Annotated in this window: 12 protein-coding genes; 4 read left to right on the top strand and 8 right to left on the bottom strand. The window is 67.5% G+C overall.

Annotated elements, in window-relative coordinates; genetic code table 11:
* Positions 1-239 precede the first annotated feature (239 nt).
* From QMX83_RS14980 to lpxH, 3 genes are all read left to right on the top strand, one after another.
* The gene (locus QMX83_RS14980; RefSeq protein ID WP_282297445.1) at positions 240-1,376 is read left to right on the top strand and encodes a glycosyltransferase family 1 protein; all 1,137 of its coding nucleotides are present in this window, start codon (positions 240-242) and stop codon (positions 1,374-1,376) included.
* On the top strand, positions 1,357-1,896 hold the full coding sequence (locus QMX83_RS14975) for a phosphatase PAP2 family protein (RefSeq protein WP_282297444.1): 540 nt from the start codon (positions 1,357-1,359) through the stop codon (positions 1,894-1,896). The genes QMX83_RS14980 and QMX83_RS14975 overlap by 20 nt, the downstream gene beginning before the upstream one ends.
* A 93-nt stretch (positions 1,897-1,989) precedes the next feature.
* Positions 1,990-2,730, top strand: a complete 741-nt coding sequence (lpxH, locus tag QMX83_RS14970; protein ID WP_282297443.1) for a UDP-2,3-diacylglucosamine diphosphatase — start codon at positions 1,990-1,992, stop codon at positions 2,728-2,730.
* A gap of 51 nt (positions 2,731-2,781) precedes the next feature.
* Here the strand turns inward: lpxH and QMX83_RS14965 are convergent, their stop codons facing one another.
* Entirely contained in the window at positions 2,782-4,035 is a 1,254-nt protein-coding gene (locus QMX83_RS14965; RefSeq protein ID WP_282297442.1) for a zinc-dependent metalloprotease, read from the bottom strand.
* Positions 4,036-4,248: 213 nt separating this feature from the next.
* Here QMX83_RS14965 and QMX83_RS14960 point away from each other — a divergent pair, with 213 nt between their 5' ends.
* On the top strand, positions 4,249-5,736 hold the full coding sequence (locus QMX83_RS14960; RefSeq protein WP_282297441.1) for a DUF2235 domain-containing protein: 1,488 nt from the start codon (positions 4,249-4,251) through the stop codon (positions 5,734-5,736).
* A gap of 2 nt (positions 5,737-5,738) precedes the next feature.
* Here QMX83_RS14960 and QMX83_RS14955 read toward each other — a convergent pair whose 3' ends face one another.
* The 7 genes from QMX83_RS14955 to QMX83_RS14925 form a co-directional block, all read right to left on the bottom strand.
* Complete coding sequence (locus tag QMX83_RS14955) at positions 5,739-6,515, bottom strand: ferritin-like domain-containing protein (protein ID WP_282297446.1); 777 nt, start codon at positions 6,513-6,515, stop codon at positions 5,739-5,741.
* 72 nt (positions 6,516-6,587) lie between these two features.
* Positions 6,588-8,054, bottom strand: a complete 1,467-nt coding sequence (gene purF / locus QMX83_RS14950) for an amidophosphoribosyltransferase (protein ID WP_282297440.1) — start codon at positions 8,052-8,054, stop codon at positions 6,588-6,590.
* 28 nt (positions 8,055-8,082) lie between these two features.
* Positions 8,083-8,874: a CvpA family protein gene (locus QMX83_RS14945; RefSeq protein ID WP_282297439.1), complete on the bottom strand. Its 792-nt coding sequence runs from the start codon at positions 8,872-8,874 to the stop codon at positions 8,083-8,085.
* Positions 8,875-8,929: 55 nt separating this feature from the next.
* Positions 8,930-9,937 (bottom strand): SPOR domain-containing protein, encoded by a 1,008-nt coding sequence (locus tag QMX83_RS14940; protein ID WP_282297438.1) that lies wholly within the window; start codon positions 9,935-9,937, stop codon positions 8,930-8,932.
* A gap of 113 nt (positions 9,938-10,050) precedes the next feature.
* Positions 10,051-11,325: a bifunctional tetrahydrofolate synthase/dihydrofolate synthase gene (folC, locus tag QMX83_RS14935; protein ID WP_282297437.1), complete on the bottom strand. Its 1,275-nt coding sequence runs from the start codon at positions 11,323-11,325 to the stop codon at positions 10,051-10,053.
* Between the two features lie 23 nt (positions 11,326-11,348).
* A complete protein-coding gene (locus QMX83_RS14930) occupies positions 11,349-11,993 on the bottom strand; it encodes a histidine phosphatase family protein (RefSeq protein ID WP_282297436.1) in 645 nt (214 codons plus the stop codon).
* A 185-nt stretch (positions 11,994-12,178) separates the two neighbouring features.
* Positions 12,179-14,344, bottom strand: a complete 2,166-nt coding sequence (locus tag QMX83_RS14925; protein WP_282297435.1) for a S46 family peptidase — start codon at positions 14,342-14,344, stop codon at positions 12,179-12,181.
* Between the last annotated feature and the right edge of the window lie 100 nt (positions 14,345-14,444).

The following is a 14,444-nucleotide window of genomic DNA, read 5'->3' as shown; positions in this document are numbered from 1 at the left end:
GGGTACGGGACCGTGAAGGCACATGGATGTGCCGCCCGAGCCTAACGGGAGATTTAAGGCGTGTCCCGTACCCCCCACCCGCCGGCCCCAGACACGTAGATCAGCAGCCGAGGGCTGTCCGCCTGAATCCAACAGCAGCCAGGCAGATGGCAATCAAACGCCCAGTCATCGGCCGGTAACACCCGCGTCATGTCGGCTACATCGCCAACCTCGAGCATGCGCCAAACCGGGAGACCGCCATGCGCTATGCCATCGTCACCGAAACGTATCCCCCCGAGGTCAACGGTGTGGCATTGACCGTGCAGGGGCTGGAAATGGGCCTGCGCGAGGCCGGACACCAGGTGGACCTGGTACGCCCGCGACAGGGCGATGAAGCCGATGACGGCGGTGCCCTGCTGGTGTCCGGGGCCGGACTGCCCCGCTACCCTGGCCTGCGCTTCGGATTGCCTGCGCCCAAGCGGTTGTCGCGGCAGTGGCAGCAGCACCGTCCCGATGCGATCTACATTGCCACCGAAGGCCCGCTCGGCTGGTCCGCGCTGCGCACGGCGCGACGGCTGGGCATTCCGGTTGCGACTGGATTCCATACCCGCTTTGACGAATACCTGCCCGACTACGGCGTGGCGTGGCTGCAGGCCGCGGCCATGCGCTGGATGCGTCGTTTCCACAACCAGGCTGATGCCACCCTGGTACCCACCCAGGAGCTGCAGCAGTTCCTCGCCGGGCAGGGTTTCGAGCGCGTGCGCCTGCTCGCGCGCGCGGTCGACAGCACTCAGTTCGACCCGCAACGACGTGATCCGGCGCTGCGTGAGGAATGGGGCATCGACGGGAGTGGGTTTGCCGCCATCTACGTCGGCCGCATCGCCCCGGAGAAGAACCTCGGGCTGGCGGTGAAGGCCTTCCGCAAGTTGCAGCAGGTGCGCCCGAAGGCGCGTTTCGTGTTCGTCGGTGACGGCCCCTCGCGCGAGAAGCTGGCGCATGAGAACCCCGACTTCATTTTCTGTGGCGTGCAGCGCGGTGAAGCGCTGGCACGGCATTTCGCGAGCGGTGACCTGTTCCTGTTTGCCAGCCGCAGTGAAACCTTCGGCAACGTCACCCTCGAGGCCATGGCCAGCGGCGTGGCCACGGTCGCGTTCGACTATGGTGCCGCGCGCGAGTATCTGCGCAACGACGAAAGTGGCATGGCCGTGAACGACGATGAACAGTTCCAGGCGGCCGCGGTCCGCCTGGCAGGCGACGATGCGCTGCGCCAGCGGCTGGGCGGCAATGCCGCAGCCGCGATGAAGCGCCTGCACCCGCAACAGGTGGTCGCCGAGTTCGATGCCCTGCTCGCCGAGTTGGCCCACGCCCGGAGGACGCATGCCGATCATGCCGCTTGACGCCCTGCGCGGGCGCGAAACCCGCTGGTGCCGCAGGGCCAACCACTACTGCCGCCGCCGTCACGTGCGCCGTGTGTTCGCCACCGTCAGCCGGCTGGGCGATGGCGTGTTCTGGTATGCGCTGATGGGCGTGCTGGTCGCCGTGGATGGCTTCGATGGCCTGCGCGCGTCCATCCACATGGCCGCCACCGGCGTCATGGCGCTGCTGCTCTACAAGGGGCTTAAGCGCTGGACGCGGCGACCGCGGCCGTTCGCAGCCGACCTGCGCATCCGCGCCTGGGTGGCACCGCTGGACGAGTTCAGCTTCCCGTCCGGGCACACCCTGCATGCGGTGTCGTTCACCATCGTGGCGCTGGCCTACTACCCCTGGCTGGCTCCGCTGCTGGTGCCGTTCACGCTGGCGGTGGGGTTGTCACGGGTCGTGCTGGGGCTGCACTACCCCAGCGACGTACTGGCTGCCACGGCCATTGCCACGGCGCTGGCCGGGGCCAGTCTGCGCTGGTTGCCGATTGGGTTGTAGCGCCACGCCCTGCGTGGCTGCGCGATGTCAAACCCGGTCGAAGCCACGCACGGCGTGGCTCTACGGGGGCAAGGCCAGCGGTACAATGCACGCATGACGACGCTGTTCATTTCCGATCTTCACCTGGACCCCAGCCGTCCAGCCATCACCGAGCTTTTTCTGGCCTTCCTGCGTGATGAGGCCATGCAGGCCGAAGCGCTGTACATCCTGGGCGACCTGTTCGAGGCCTGGATTGGCGATGACACGCCCTCAGCGGCGGCTGACGCGGTCGCCGATGCGCTCAAGGCGGTCGCCGCCGTCGGGGTGCCGGTGTACTTCATCCGTGGCAACCGCGACTTCCTGGTCGGCGAAGACTACGCCCGCCGCGCCGGCTTCCGCATCCTGCCCGACCCGAGTGTGATCGACCTGTACGGCCGCCCGGTGCTGCTCGGGCATGGTGACCTGCTGTGCACCGACGACGTGGCCTACCAGCAGTTCCGCGCGCAGACCCGCGACCCGGTGTTCCAGGCGCAGTTCCTGTCGCAGCCACTGGCCGCGCGTATCGCCTTCGCGCAGAAGGCGCGCGATGCCAGCCAGGCGCGGCAGTCGGACATGAAGCAAGGCGATCGCGCCACGTTTGAAACGGTCACCGATGTCGCGCCGGACGAAGTGGTCGCCACCTTCGTCCGCCATGGCGTGGACACGATGATCCACGGTCACACCCACCGCCCCGCCATTCACGCCGTGCAGGCCGATGGCCGCGCCTGCACGCGGATCGTGCTGGGCGACTGGTACGAGCAGGGCTCGGTGCTGCGTGTGACGCCGCAGGGATGGACGCTGGATTCTCTGGCGTAAGAGGTACCCACCCACGGTGGGTACCTACCGTATCAACGAAGGGTGATCGCGTTACCGGAATCCGGCAATCGTCGCCTTGGTGTTGACCAGCACACGCTGGTTGTCAGCGCTGGCGGCAATGCCCATCGGCACGCCGTTGTAGCTGATGTTCGGATTGGACCAGAAGTTCAAGCGCGGGCAGCCACTGGTGCAGTCATAGGCCATGATCGTGCGCCAGCGCGAGCCGGTGCCGGGCTGGTAACGGTAACCGTGACCGTACGCGTACGGGCTGGTGCTGGGGTCGGTGGCAATGTCGTGCCGCGCGCTCTGCAGATGGCCGATCTCATGCGCGAACGAGTAGTAGCCGGTCGCGCAGTCCCAGTACACCGCGGCGAACGCGGTGGACGCACTTGAACCGATACCCGAGGCGAGGCCGCAGTAACTGCTGTTGTTGATCAGCAGCACCGCCACGTCGGCCGCCGTGCTGTTGCGGGTGGTGTGGATGGCGTCCATGTAGCCATCACTGGTCGAGCGGAAGCGCGCCAGATCCGTGCTGAAATTGCCGGACTCGGTGTACGCCACGGCCTGGTAGTTCGCCAACTGGAGGGTGATTCCCACATTGCTGTTGATGTAGCCCTGGTTGGATTCGGCCACCGCCAGCTGTACCAGCGACTGCATGTTGCCGCCGTAAGCGCTCACGGCCGCATTGGTGGCGGCGACGAGCACGCGGATGGTGGCCGGCGTCCCCGAAGACGCGGCAGCGGCCGTCACGCGTTCGTCCACCGCCATGTCGATCTTCGGCAAGGCGTTGTAATCCGCGGCCGGATGATCGGCCGGCATGCGCGACTCGTCCACCTGCACCAGCAGATGACGGCCATCACTGACCGGACGCAGGCGGTACAGCTGACCGTCCTTGCGGATGGAGCCGGTGACGGTCTGACCATCGCTGACGAGGATCACCGAGTTGCCCGGATCATTGCTGCTGGCCCGGGTCAGTTTGTCCGAGGCCGCGCGCAGCTGGCCGTACCAGATGCTGCCTCCGTCGGGCAGCGCCTCGACGCGTTGCTGAAGGGCTTTCACCTCGGTTCCCAGCAGTGCGAATTCCAGCTGCCGCTGGGACGGTGCAACCGCGGCCGCGTCGACGCGGACTTCTTCCACCGCCGCTGTGGACGGTGCGGAAAACAGCGCCTGTAACGCCGGTTGGCTGGCCGCGCTGGTGCGACTGAGCACTGTTACCGGCTCGAACAAGGGGGCGGCGGTGACCGAACCCGCACCCGCCAGGCATAACGCAAGCACACCTGCAGTCTTTCTCATCGAACTGGACATCGTGTCTTTCTCCGTGAGTGAACGGTGATGGTTATTGCTGCGCTGCCGCCCCTTTCAGCAGCCACTCCATATGGCTGCATTCGATCGTGTGAATTCAATAGCGCCGCCCAGTCAATGTGCGGAACTGTGATCCGCAACCACGACGGTTCAGCAATGTCGCGTAAGTACCGCTTTCGCGTTACCTTGAACGGGCACCGAAGGGGAACCGAGGCCATGGCAGGACAGCCCGCTGCACCGGACACCGTCACGCTTCAGATCGGCCTGTTCTTCGACGGCACCCGCAACAACGCCGACAACCTGCAGCATGCCTCGCGCCCGGCCGGAGCCACCACGCCGGCTCCGCGCCCGCCCGCGCCGGCCGTGCTGGCCGATGACGCCTCGCCCTACCAGAGCCGGCTGACCAGCAGCTACAGCAACGGGCTGACCAACATCGCGCGCCTGCATGCGCTGTACCTCGATCACCGCACGCCCTCCCCTGCACCGCCTGGCCTGCTTTCGCTGGCGATCTATATCGAAGGGGCCGGCACCCGCACCAGCGAGGAGGACGATCTGATGGGCCTGGCGTTTGGCATCGGTCGCAGCGGCGTGATGGCCAAAGTGCGCCGGGCCCTGGATGAACGCCTCCCCGAAGCGCTGCGCGCACTGGCGCAGGCGCGGCCCGGGCATGTGCTGGGCGATGTGCGTATTGATCTGTTCGGGTTCTCGCGCGGTGCCGCGTCGGCCCGCGACGCGGTGAACCGGCTCAACCGCGTCGGCGGTCGCCCTTGGCTGCGCGAACAGCTGCACCGTACCGGCTGGACGCTGGCCAGCGAGGCCGCGCTGCGCGAACGACCGGTGCGCTTCGTCGGCCTGTTCGACACCGTGGTGGCCATCAACTCCCGGCAGGCGGGGCAACAGCCGCAGGTCGCGCTGCAGGCCGGCTGTGCCGACACGGTCGTGCAGCTCACCGCACGTGACGAGCATCGACAGCATTTTGCGTTGAGCACCATTGCCCCGACCTTCGAAGAGCTTGCGCTGCCGGGTGTGCACGCCAACATCGGCGGCGGCTACGATCAGCGCATCGAAGGCCCCAAGCTGCTGACCCGCCCACAGGGCCAGCGCATCCGTCAGCATCAGGTGCCCGACACCGCCGCACCGCCACTGGAGGTGCTGCGTGGCACCCAGGTGTTTGTCCGCGCGCAGGCCGCGTGCCGGCGCTGGCAGAAGGCATTGGGGCTGGGTGATGACGCGGTGTGGGTGGATGTGTGGCATCGCTGGCAGCAACTGCGCGTGGCAGGCAGCGACAGCGTGCTGCCCCAGTGGGTGCTGTTCGCGCATGCGGCCGTGGTGCTCAAGCGCGAGATCGACTGGCGCTATCAACTGGTGGCACTGCGTGTGATGCATGCGCGGGCCGTGGCGGCAGGCGTGCCCTGGCGGCAGGCACCGGATGAGGTGCCGGCGTTGGCGCTGCCGGCCGAGCTGCAGGAAATCAGCGCGCGCTTGCAGGCAGGTGAGTCGCTGGATGCAGCGCAGGAACTTCGATTACGCCAGCACTACCTGATGCAGTCGGCGCACTGGAACTTCGATGCACTGGGCGACACCGCGCTGTTGTATGCCGCTGACGAAGGTGTGCGCGAATTACCGTACCGACCCGGACCGGGCTTGTTCTACATCAACCGGCCGACCGAAGACGGCCAACGCGAGATCCTGCCCAACACGTAGCGTTACGGCTTGCCCGCCTGCTCCACCAGATCGGCCATCTCTTCCTCGTCAAACCCGGCCAGCAATCGCGCTTCCAGATTGAACGGCCCATTGAGATAGCCGCCGGCGTATTCCTTCAACAACGCGATGAACCGCGCACGCGGCTCGACGCCCTCGCGCGCACAGTACCAGCGGTACCAGCGCGAACCCGCGGCCACGTGGGCAACTTCTTCGCGCAGGATCACCTCGAGCACGTCCGCCGTGGCGTGATCATTGGACGAACGCAGTTTGGTGATCATGCCCGGGGTCACGTCCAGGCCACGCGCTTCCAGCACGCGCGGCACCAGCGCCATGCGTGACAGCCCGTCGTGCGCGGTGCGTTCGCACATTTCCCACAAGCCGTTGTGGGCGGGAAAATCACCGTACGTGTGACCGTGCGCCTGAAGGCGGCCCTGCAACAGCAGGAAGTGCCGCGACTCATCATCGGCCACGCTGACCCAGTCGGCCTGGAACGATGCTGGCAGACCACGGAAGCGGTAGACCGCGTCCCAGGCCAGGTCGATGGCGTTCAGTTCAATATGCGCGATGGCATGGATGAAGGCGGCGCGCCCTTCCGGGGTGCCCAGTCCGCGGCGCGGCAGCTCGCGCGGATGCACCAGCTGCAGCTGTGCCGGCCGACCCGGCATGCAGATCGGCCGTGGCGGCGGTGCATCGCCAGTGGCCTTGAGCTGTCCTGCGCGGAACTGGCGGGCGTAATGCTGGGTCAGCGCGACCTTGCGCAGCGGATCGGCTTCGGCCATGCACTGCTGCGCGGCGTGCAGCAGGTCACCGGCCGCGGCATCCGGCGGCAGCTGCGCGCTCACCGCCGCGCCTCAGGCGCGGCGCTTGTGCTTGGCGTCGTCCGAACGCAGCTGCTGGATGCGCTCGAAGTAGCCCGGCTCGATCCCGGTCGGGTACACGCCGGTGAAGCAGGAGGAGTCGAACGACTTCAGCTCCTGGTTGCCTTCGCTGACCGCCGCTTCCATGTCCTCGATGTCCTGGTAGATCAACCAGTCACAGCCCAGGTGCGCCTCGATCTGTTCCACGGTGCGGTTGTGGGCAACCAGTTCCTCGGCCGCCGGCATGTCGATACCGTAGATGTTGGGGTAACGCACCGGCGGCGCGGCGCTGGCCAGGTACACCTTGCGCGCACCGGCGTCGCGCGCCATCTGCACGATCTGCTGGCTGGTGGTGCCGCGCACGATCGAGTCGTCGACCAGCAGCACCACGCGGTTGCGGAACTCCAGGTGGATCGGATTGAGCTTGCGGCGCACCGACTTCACCCGTTCGCCCTGCCCCGGCATGATGAAGGTACGACCGATGTAGCGGTTCTTGATGAAGCCTTCGCGGTACTTCACGCCGAGCACGTTGGAAATTTCCAGTGCGGCATCGCGCGAGGTGTCCGGGATCGGAATGATGGTGTCGATGTCGTGGTCCGGGCGCAGGCGCAGGATCTTCTCGCCGAGCTTGATGCCCATGCGCATGCGCGCCTTGTGCACGGAAACGTTGTCGATCATCGAGTCCGGGCGCGCGAAGTACACGTATTCGAAGATGCACGGGGTGTGCTCGACCGGGTCGGCGCACACTTCCGAGAACAGCTCGCCGCGCGCGGTGATCACCAGCGCTTCGCCCGGGCGCACATCGCGCACGCGCTGGAAGCCCAGCACGTCGAGCGCGGCCGATTCGGAGGCCACGATGTATTCATCGCCTTCAGCATGCGCGCGCTTGCCCAGCACGAGCGGGCGGATGCCGTGCGGGTCGCGGAAGGCCACCAGCCCCAGGCCCAGCACCACGCTGATGACCGCATAGCCGCCCTTGCAGCGACGGTGCACGCCGGCCACGGCACGGATCGCCGCTTCCGGGGTCAGCTGGCGCTGTGCGTCCAGTTCGTAGGCGAAGACGTTCAGCAGCACTTCGCTGTCCGAATCGGTGTTGACGTTGCGGCGGTCCTGCTCGAACACCTGCTGGCGCAGGGCTTCGGTGTTGATCAGGTTGCCGTTGTGGGCCAGCGCGATGCCGTACGGCGAGTTCACGTAGAACGGCTGCGCCTCGTCCATGCCTTCCGAGCCGGCGGTCGGGTAGCGCACATGCGCGATGCCGACGCGGCCTTCCAGGGTGGACATGGTCTTGGCATCGAAGACGTCGCGGACCAGGCCGTTCTTCTTCTGCACGCGCAGGCGGGTGCCGTCGGCGGTGGCGATGCCCGCCGCGTCCTGGCCGCGGTGCTGAAGGACGGTCAGGCCGTCATACAACTGCCCGGCGACGTTCTGGTTGCCGACAATACCGACGATGCCACACATGGTGCGAATCTCCGCGGGGCTGAGCCCGTTACTGTGAAGGTGGCCGTGCCTGGCCGGGGGAACCGTTCCGGGCCGGAACGGGCTCGTCCGGGCGCACCAGCGCCGGGTCGAAATTCTGGGGGGAACCTGGCTTTTGCGCCCACACGTCGGCGGGGTCCACCGCCTGCTGCGGGGTCTCATCCAGCGGTCGCGGCCATCCGCGTCCACCCAGCAACTGGCCAAGCACGCCATTATCGCCTGTCTCGGCCGGCTTGCCCAACCCCGCCACCGGCAGTTGGGACAGATTCACTTCCGGCAGCGCCGCCGGCAGGCCCTGCAGCTGTGGCAGGGTCTGCAGGTCGGGCATCTGCGGCAGCTCGGGCATGCGCGGCATCTTGGCCTGCATCCAGCCCACGCCCGGGTCCAGCATGGCGCGCAGATTGGACGCGCGCCAGGACGGCTCGCGGGTCAGCGGGGTGTAGGACCCCAGCAGCAACAGCGCGCAACCGATCAGCGCGCCGCGGGCCAGGCCCAGGCCGCCGCCGAGCGCACGGTCCGCTCCGTTCAGGCTGGTGGAACGCACTGCCTGGCGGATCAACAGGCCGATTGCCCACACCGACACCATCACCACCAGGAACACGGTGAGGTAGCCGGCGAAGTAATGACCCGCTCCAGGAGCCGCGGGCGCGGACCACCAGCCGGCCGCGCTGCGCCCAAACATCAATGATGCCCAGCCGCCGAACAGCCAGGAGAACGTGCTGATCACGATTCCCACGAAGCCGCGCATGACCCCCAGCAGAGTGGAAATGCCGATCACCACCAGCAGGACGAGATCGATCATGCAGCCTCCTGCCCGCAGCGGGAGCCGGCCTTACGGCGGCGGCGCGCCCCGGCCATCAGGGGTGTGGCCGGACCATGCCGGCCACGCCGACCTTGGACGCAACCTGGGCCTTGAGGTTCTCCGCCTCGGCTCGATTGGCGACCGGGCCGACGCGCACGCGATGCAGCGTGCCCTTGTCGGTGCGTACCTGCTCCACGAAGGCACTGAAGCCAGCGGCGCGGACCTTGTCGCGCAGTGCGTTGGCATCCTCGGCTTTGCCGAACGCGCCCAGCTGCACCGCAAAACCGACACCGCTGGCGGCAGGGGCGGTCGGCACCGCGACCGGCTTGGCCGCTTCGGTAGCGGTCGGACGGGTTTCCGGCTTGGGCTCGGGCTTGGGGGCCGGCTTGGGCGCTTCCGGCTTCACCGCCGGCTTGCTGGCCACCGTCGGCTCGGGCGGCAACGTCTCGGTGGTGACCGCAGCAGCGGCAGGAGCAGCGCTGGCACTGGATGCCGGTGCCGCCGCGACGGGCGTTTCGGCACGCGCGTCGAGGGTGACCACTTCGGCCTTCACGTCATTGCGGACTTTGACGGCTTCCAGGCGCGCTGCTTCGGCCTGGGCGCGATCGGCATAGGGTCCGACGCGCACACGGAACGCCGCGCGGCCGTTGATGGTCGCCGGCTCACTGAAACCGGGCAGGTTGGAACGCTTGAGATAGGCGATGACGGCATCAGCGTCCTTCTGGCTCGCATAGGCTCCGAAGCTCACCGCATAGTTGCCCGCCGCAACGGCCGGCGACGTGTCAGCGTCTGCGGCCGCATCGGCCGGGGTGGGCGCGCTTTCGCCCAGGGGCACGGCGGTGGAGGCCGCGCCCTGCAGGCCGGTGGCACCGCCCGCAGGCGCCACCAGCGGCAGCTCGCGGGTCTGGAACTGGCCATCCGCCGGCGCGTCCGGCGCGGCAATCGGCACATTGGCCACGCCACTGTCGGGCGCAGGTCCCTTGACCAGCATGGGCAGGAAAATCACGGCCAAGGCCACCAGAACGATGGCACCAATCAGTCGCTGTTTCAGAGGAGTATCCACGGAAGGCAGGCAGGCGGCGCGGCGGAATGCCGGCTCGATTATAAGGGGGTGGGCGGTGGTGGCGTCCAAGCCAGCTGAATGATCAGCTCGGCGCGCACCTCAACCGCGACGTTTCAAGGCCGGGACTGCAGCCACTGCAGGGCCTGTGCCGCGGTGTGGAACGAGCCGAACACCAGGACGCGATCACCCGGCTGTGCACCGGACAGCACCTCTGCCAGCGCGGTGTCCACGCTGAGGTGGGTGGCTGCCTGGGCGGCGGCCGTCGTGTCCAGGCGCGTGCGCAGCGCTTCTGCGCTCTGCGCCCTGGCACCGTCCAGCCCCGCCAGGTGCCAGACGTCGACGCGTTCGGCCAGTGCCTCCACGACGCCCGCCGCGTCCTTGTCCTGCAGGGCGGCAAACACCGCCACGGTGCGTCCACTGGCCGGTGCGGCCTTGAGTGCGGCGGCCAGTTCGCGGGCGGCCTGCGGGTTGTGGCCAACATCCACCAGCACCTCCACACCGTCGCGCGCGAACGCCTGCAGGCGACCGCTGATGCGGGCGTTGGCGACGCCTTCGGCGATGGCTGCGCGCGGCAGCGGTCGGTCCAGCGCGCGCAGCGCGGCGATGGCCGAGGCGGCATTGCGCAGTTGGATCGGGCCGCGCAGCGCGGGCATCGGCAGTTCGATGCGCATGCCCACGTCGCGCCAGCGCCAGCGCTGGCCGTCGATGACGTCGGCGAAGAAGTCGCTGCCACCGCGGATCGCGTTGGCTCCCAGCAGATAGGCGCGGGCCAGCACGCTGGACGGCGGATCGGTTTCACCGAGAATGACAGGCTTCCAGCCACGGATGATGCCGGCCTTCTCCGCACCGATGGCCTCGCGGTCTTCCCCCAGCCAGTCGCTGTGGTCGATATCCACGGTGGTGATGACCGCCACGTCGGCGTCGACGATGTTGACCGCATCCAGGCGGCCGCCCAGGCCCACTTCCAGCACCGCCAGGTCCAGCTCGGCCTGGCCGAACAGCTGCAGTGCGGCCAGGGTGCCGTACTCGAAGTAGGTGAGCGTGGTGGTCCCGCGCGCGTCCTCGATCGCATTGAACGCGCGGATCAGCGCCTCGTCGCTGGCATCCTCCCCGTCGATCCGCACGCGCTCGTTGTAGCGCAGCAGATGCGGCGAGGTGTACGCGCCGACCTTCCAGCCGGCCGCACGCCCGATGGCTTCAATGAAAGCCACCGTGGAGCCTTTGCCGTTGGTGCCACCGACGACGATCACCCGCTTGCCCGGGCTGCTCAGCCCCATGGCCTCGGCCACGCTGCGCACGCGCTCCAGCCCCATGTCGATGGTGGCCGGATGCTGCTGCTCGATGAAGCTGAGCCAGTCGCTCAGGGTGTGGGGACGGGAGGTGGTCATGGCAGTGAATCGTAGTCGTGGCGTTACAGCGCGCGGTGCTTGGCTTCGCCGAAGAACGGCGTGTGGTGGGCGCAGTCGTTGAGACGGACCACTTCCAGGCTGTCCAGGTCGGCCCCTTCGAGCAGGTTGAGCGTGGTCGGTGCCTGGCGGAAGGTCCACAGACGCGACAGCGGCAGGCCCAGGATCCGGCACAGGATCACGCGGTTGACCGCGTCATGCGCGACGACCAGCAGCGTGTCGTGTTCGCCGAGGCCTTCGGCGGCGCGGGCCAGGCCCCGCCAGCTGCGGTCCAGCACCAGCCGCAGCGATTCACCGCCGGGCATCAGCACGGTGTCGGGTTCCTCGCGCCAGGCGCGCAGGCGCGACGGATCTTTTTCATGGATCTCGCTGGCAAGCAGGCCTTCCCATTCGCCGTGCGCGATTTCCTGCAGGTCCGGCTCGGTCAGCAGCGCGGCGGCACGTTCACTGCCCAGCGCCAGTTGCGCGGTGCGCTGCGCACGCGACAGCGGCGAGGCGACCGCACGGGTGATGTCGACCGAAGCCAGGCGGGCACCGAGGGCCTGGGCCTGGGCTTCGCCGATGGGCGACAGCGGAATGTCGATCTGGCCTTGGTAACGGCCTTCGGCGTTCCACGGCGTTTCGCCGTGACGGGCAAGCAGGATGCGCATGCGAACTAGAGATCCTTGTGTGTGGCACCGGGTGCAATCCGGTACAGGAAGACAGTCGCAATCGTTCACACAGCGTGAACGATCGTGGGGGGGAGCCGCATGATACCGCGTCAGCGGGGGGCACCGCCGGGTTGTAACACCGGCAACAAAAAACCCCGCGGAATCCGCGGGGTTTTCAGGGAAGCTTACTTCGCGAGGTTCAGCTCTTTCAGCAACTGCGGGGCCGGGGCCACTTCCTGCATGATCCACTGCATGTAGCGGCTGTCGACGGCAATCATGCGGGTCATCACCGGGTCGAACACCCAGTTGGAACTGACCGATTCCCAGTTGCCGTCAAAGGCCAGGCCGACCAGCTTGCCGTGGGCGTCCAGCACCGGCGAACCGGAGTTGCCGCCAGTGATGTCCAGGTTGGACAGGAAGTTGACCGGCACCGAGCCGACCCGCTTGTCTTCCAGGCCGCCGTAGCGCTTGGCCTTGACCGCATCGAGGAGCGCCTTGGGTGAGTCGAACGGATCCGCCCTGGTTTCCTTGGCGACTACGCCTTCCAGCGTGGTAAACGGGGTGTAGGCCACGCCGTCCTTCGGGGTGTACCCCATCACATTGCCAAAGGTGATGCGCAGCGACAGGTTGGCATCGGGATAGACGAACTCGCCCTGGCTCTTCTTGTAGTCGGCCAGCGCCTGCAGGTAGGCCGGACGGGCGATCAGCGACTCGCCTTCGCGGGTCTTCTTCTGCTCTTCGATCTTCAGCAGTGCCGGGGTGATGGCGACGGCGTACTGGATGACCGGATCATTGCTGGCCTCAAACGCGGCGCGGTCAGCCTTGAACCACTTCAGGCGCTCGTCCAGGCTGCCCAGCTGGGTGCCGGCCAGCTTCTTCACCAGCGCGTCAACGGCGGCCGTGTCAGTGCCACCGAGCCACTGGTTGAGGATCTCGTTGCTGCGCTGGTCCGGCGACAAGGCCACGTACTGGTTCAGCCAGTACTGCTGCAGCTGCTGGTCCATCTTCGCCACGTAGCGGCGATCCATCTGTCGCAGGCCGCCTTCCAGGGTTGGCAGGTCGCGGTCCTGGTAGCCGGCTTCGCGCTCGGCATCCGGCTTGGCGCGCTCGATCGACAGGCGGTACAGCGCCAGCGCGGCGGCCACGGTGGAGGTGTTGTGGAACTGGCCCACGAACAGGTCACGCTCACGCGTGGACTTGCTGGTGTCCAGGTGCTTGAGCAGCTGCGCGTGCGCGGCCAGGGCCGGCTTGCCGGCGGTGCCCTGCTTTTTCAGCCAGGCCAGCACGGCGGCCTCTTCGGCCTGCTTCTGGCCGGCGGCGTCGATACGCTTGAAGCCTTCCAGCTGGCCGGCATAGTTCTTGGCCACGTTGTTCATGCTGGCCGCGGTGTTGGCGTACTTCACCTTGATGTCCGGATCGGCCTTGCCGGCCGCGTCGATCAGCGCCAGCACCGCGTTGTAATGACGCGCGATCATCGGGTAGGTGAAGTTGGCGGTTTCATTGAACTCGCCCACCAGTGCGTAACGGTTGGTGCGGCCCGGGTAGCCGGCCACCATCACGAAGTCGTCCGCGCCCAACGGCTGGTCGGCGAACTTCAGGAAGTGCTTCGGCTGGTAGGGCACGTTGTCGGCCGAGAACGCGGCCGGCTTGCCGTCCTTGCCCACGTAGGCACGGTAGAACGAGAAGTCACCGGTGTGGCGCGGCCACATCCAGTTGTCGATGTCACCGCCGAACTTGCCGACGCTGCCCGGAGGCGCGTAGACCAGGCGCACGTCCTTGATTTCCATGTTGCGGAACAGGCGGTAGGTGTTGCCCCCAGAGAAGCTGTAAAGGCGGCAGCGGAAGCCGGCCTCGGCTTCGCAGGCGGCGGTCTGGGCCTTGTCGAAGGCTTCCAGCGCGCGGGTGCGGGCCAGCGGGTCCTTGCCGGCTGCGGCAATGGCGGCCTTGGCCTGGTCGGTCACGTCGGTGATCTGGTCGAGCACGAACACGCGGGCGTTGGGGCCGGCGCTGAGTTCGTCCTTCAGGGTCGGCGCATTGAAACCGTCCTTGATCAGGTTCTTCTCGGCGGTGGAGTTCAGCTGGATCGCGCCGTAGGCGCAGTGGTGGTTGGTGACCACCAGGCCCTGCGGGGACACGAAGCTGGCGGTGCAGCCGCCCAGCGCCACGACCGCGCCCATCGGGTCGCCGGTCAGGTTGGACAGCTGTTCCGGCGAGAGCTTCAGCCCGGCCTTCTGCAGCGGGCCGGCGATCTCCGGCAGCTGTTGCGGCACCCACATGCCTTCGGCGGCATGGGCGACCTGGACCAGCCCCAGGCTGGCAATGACGGAGAACGCAAGCAGATTCGAGCGCATGGAGCGGCCCTGGATGAATGAACCCGGGATACTAACCGGAATGGTGGTAGCGCTGACCGGTAGCGCCGGCCGTTGGCCGGCCCTTAACACCGCCTGGGCC

Origin of the sequence: Stenotrophomonas sp. PS02289 (genome assembly GCF_029960115.1) — a bacterium.
GTDB lineage: Bacteria > Pseudomonadota > Gammaproteobacteria > Xanthomonadales > Xanthomonadaceae > Stenotrophomonas.
The sequence above is the reverse complement of the archived record's forward strand: the minus strand, read 5'-3'. Positions and strand labels throughout refer to the sequence as shown.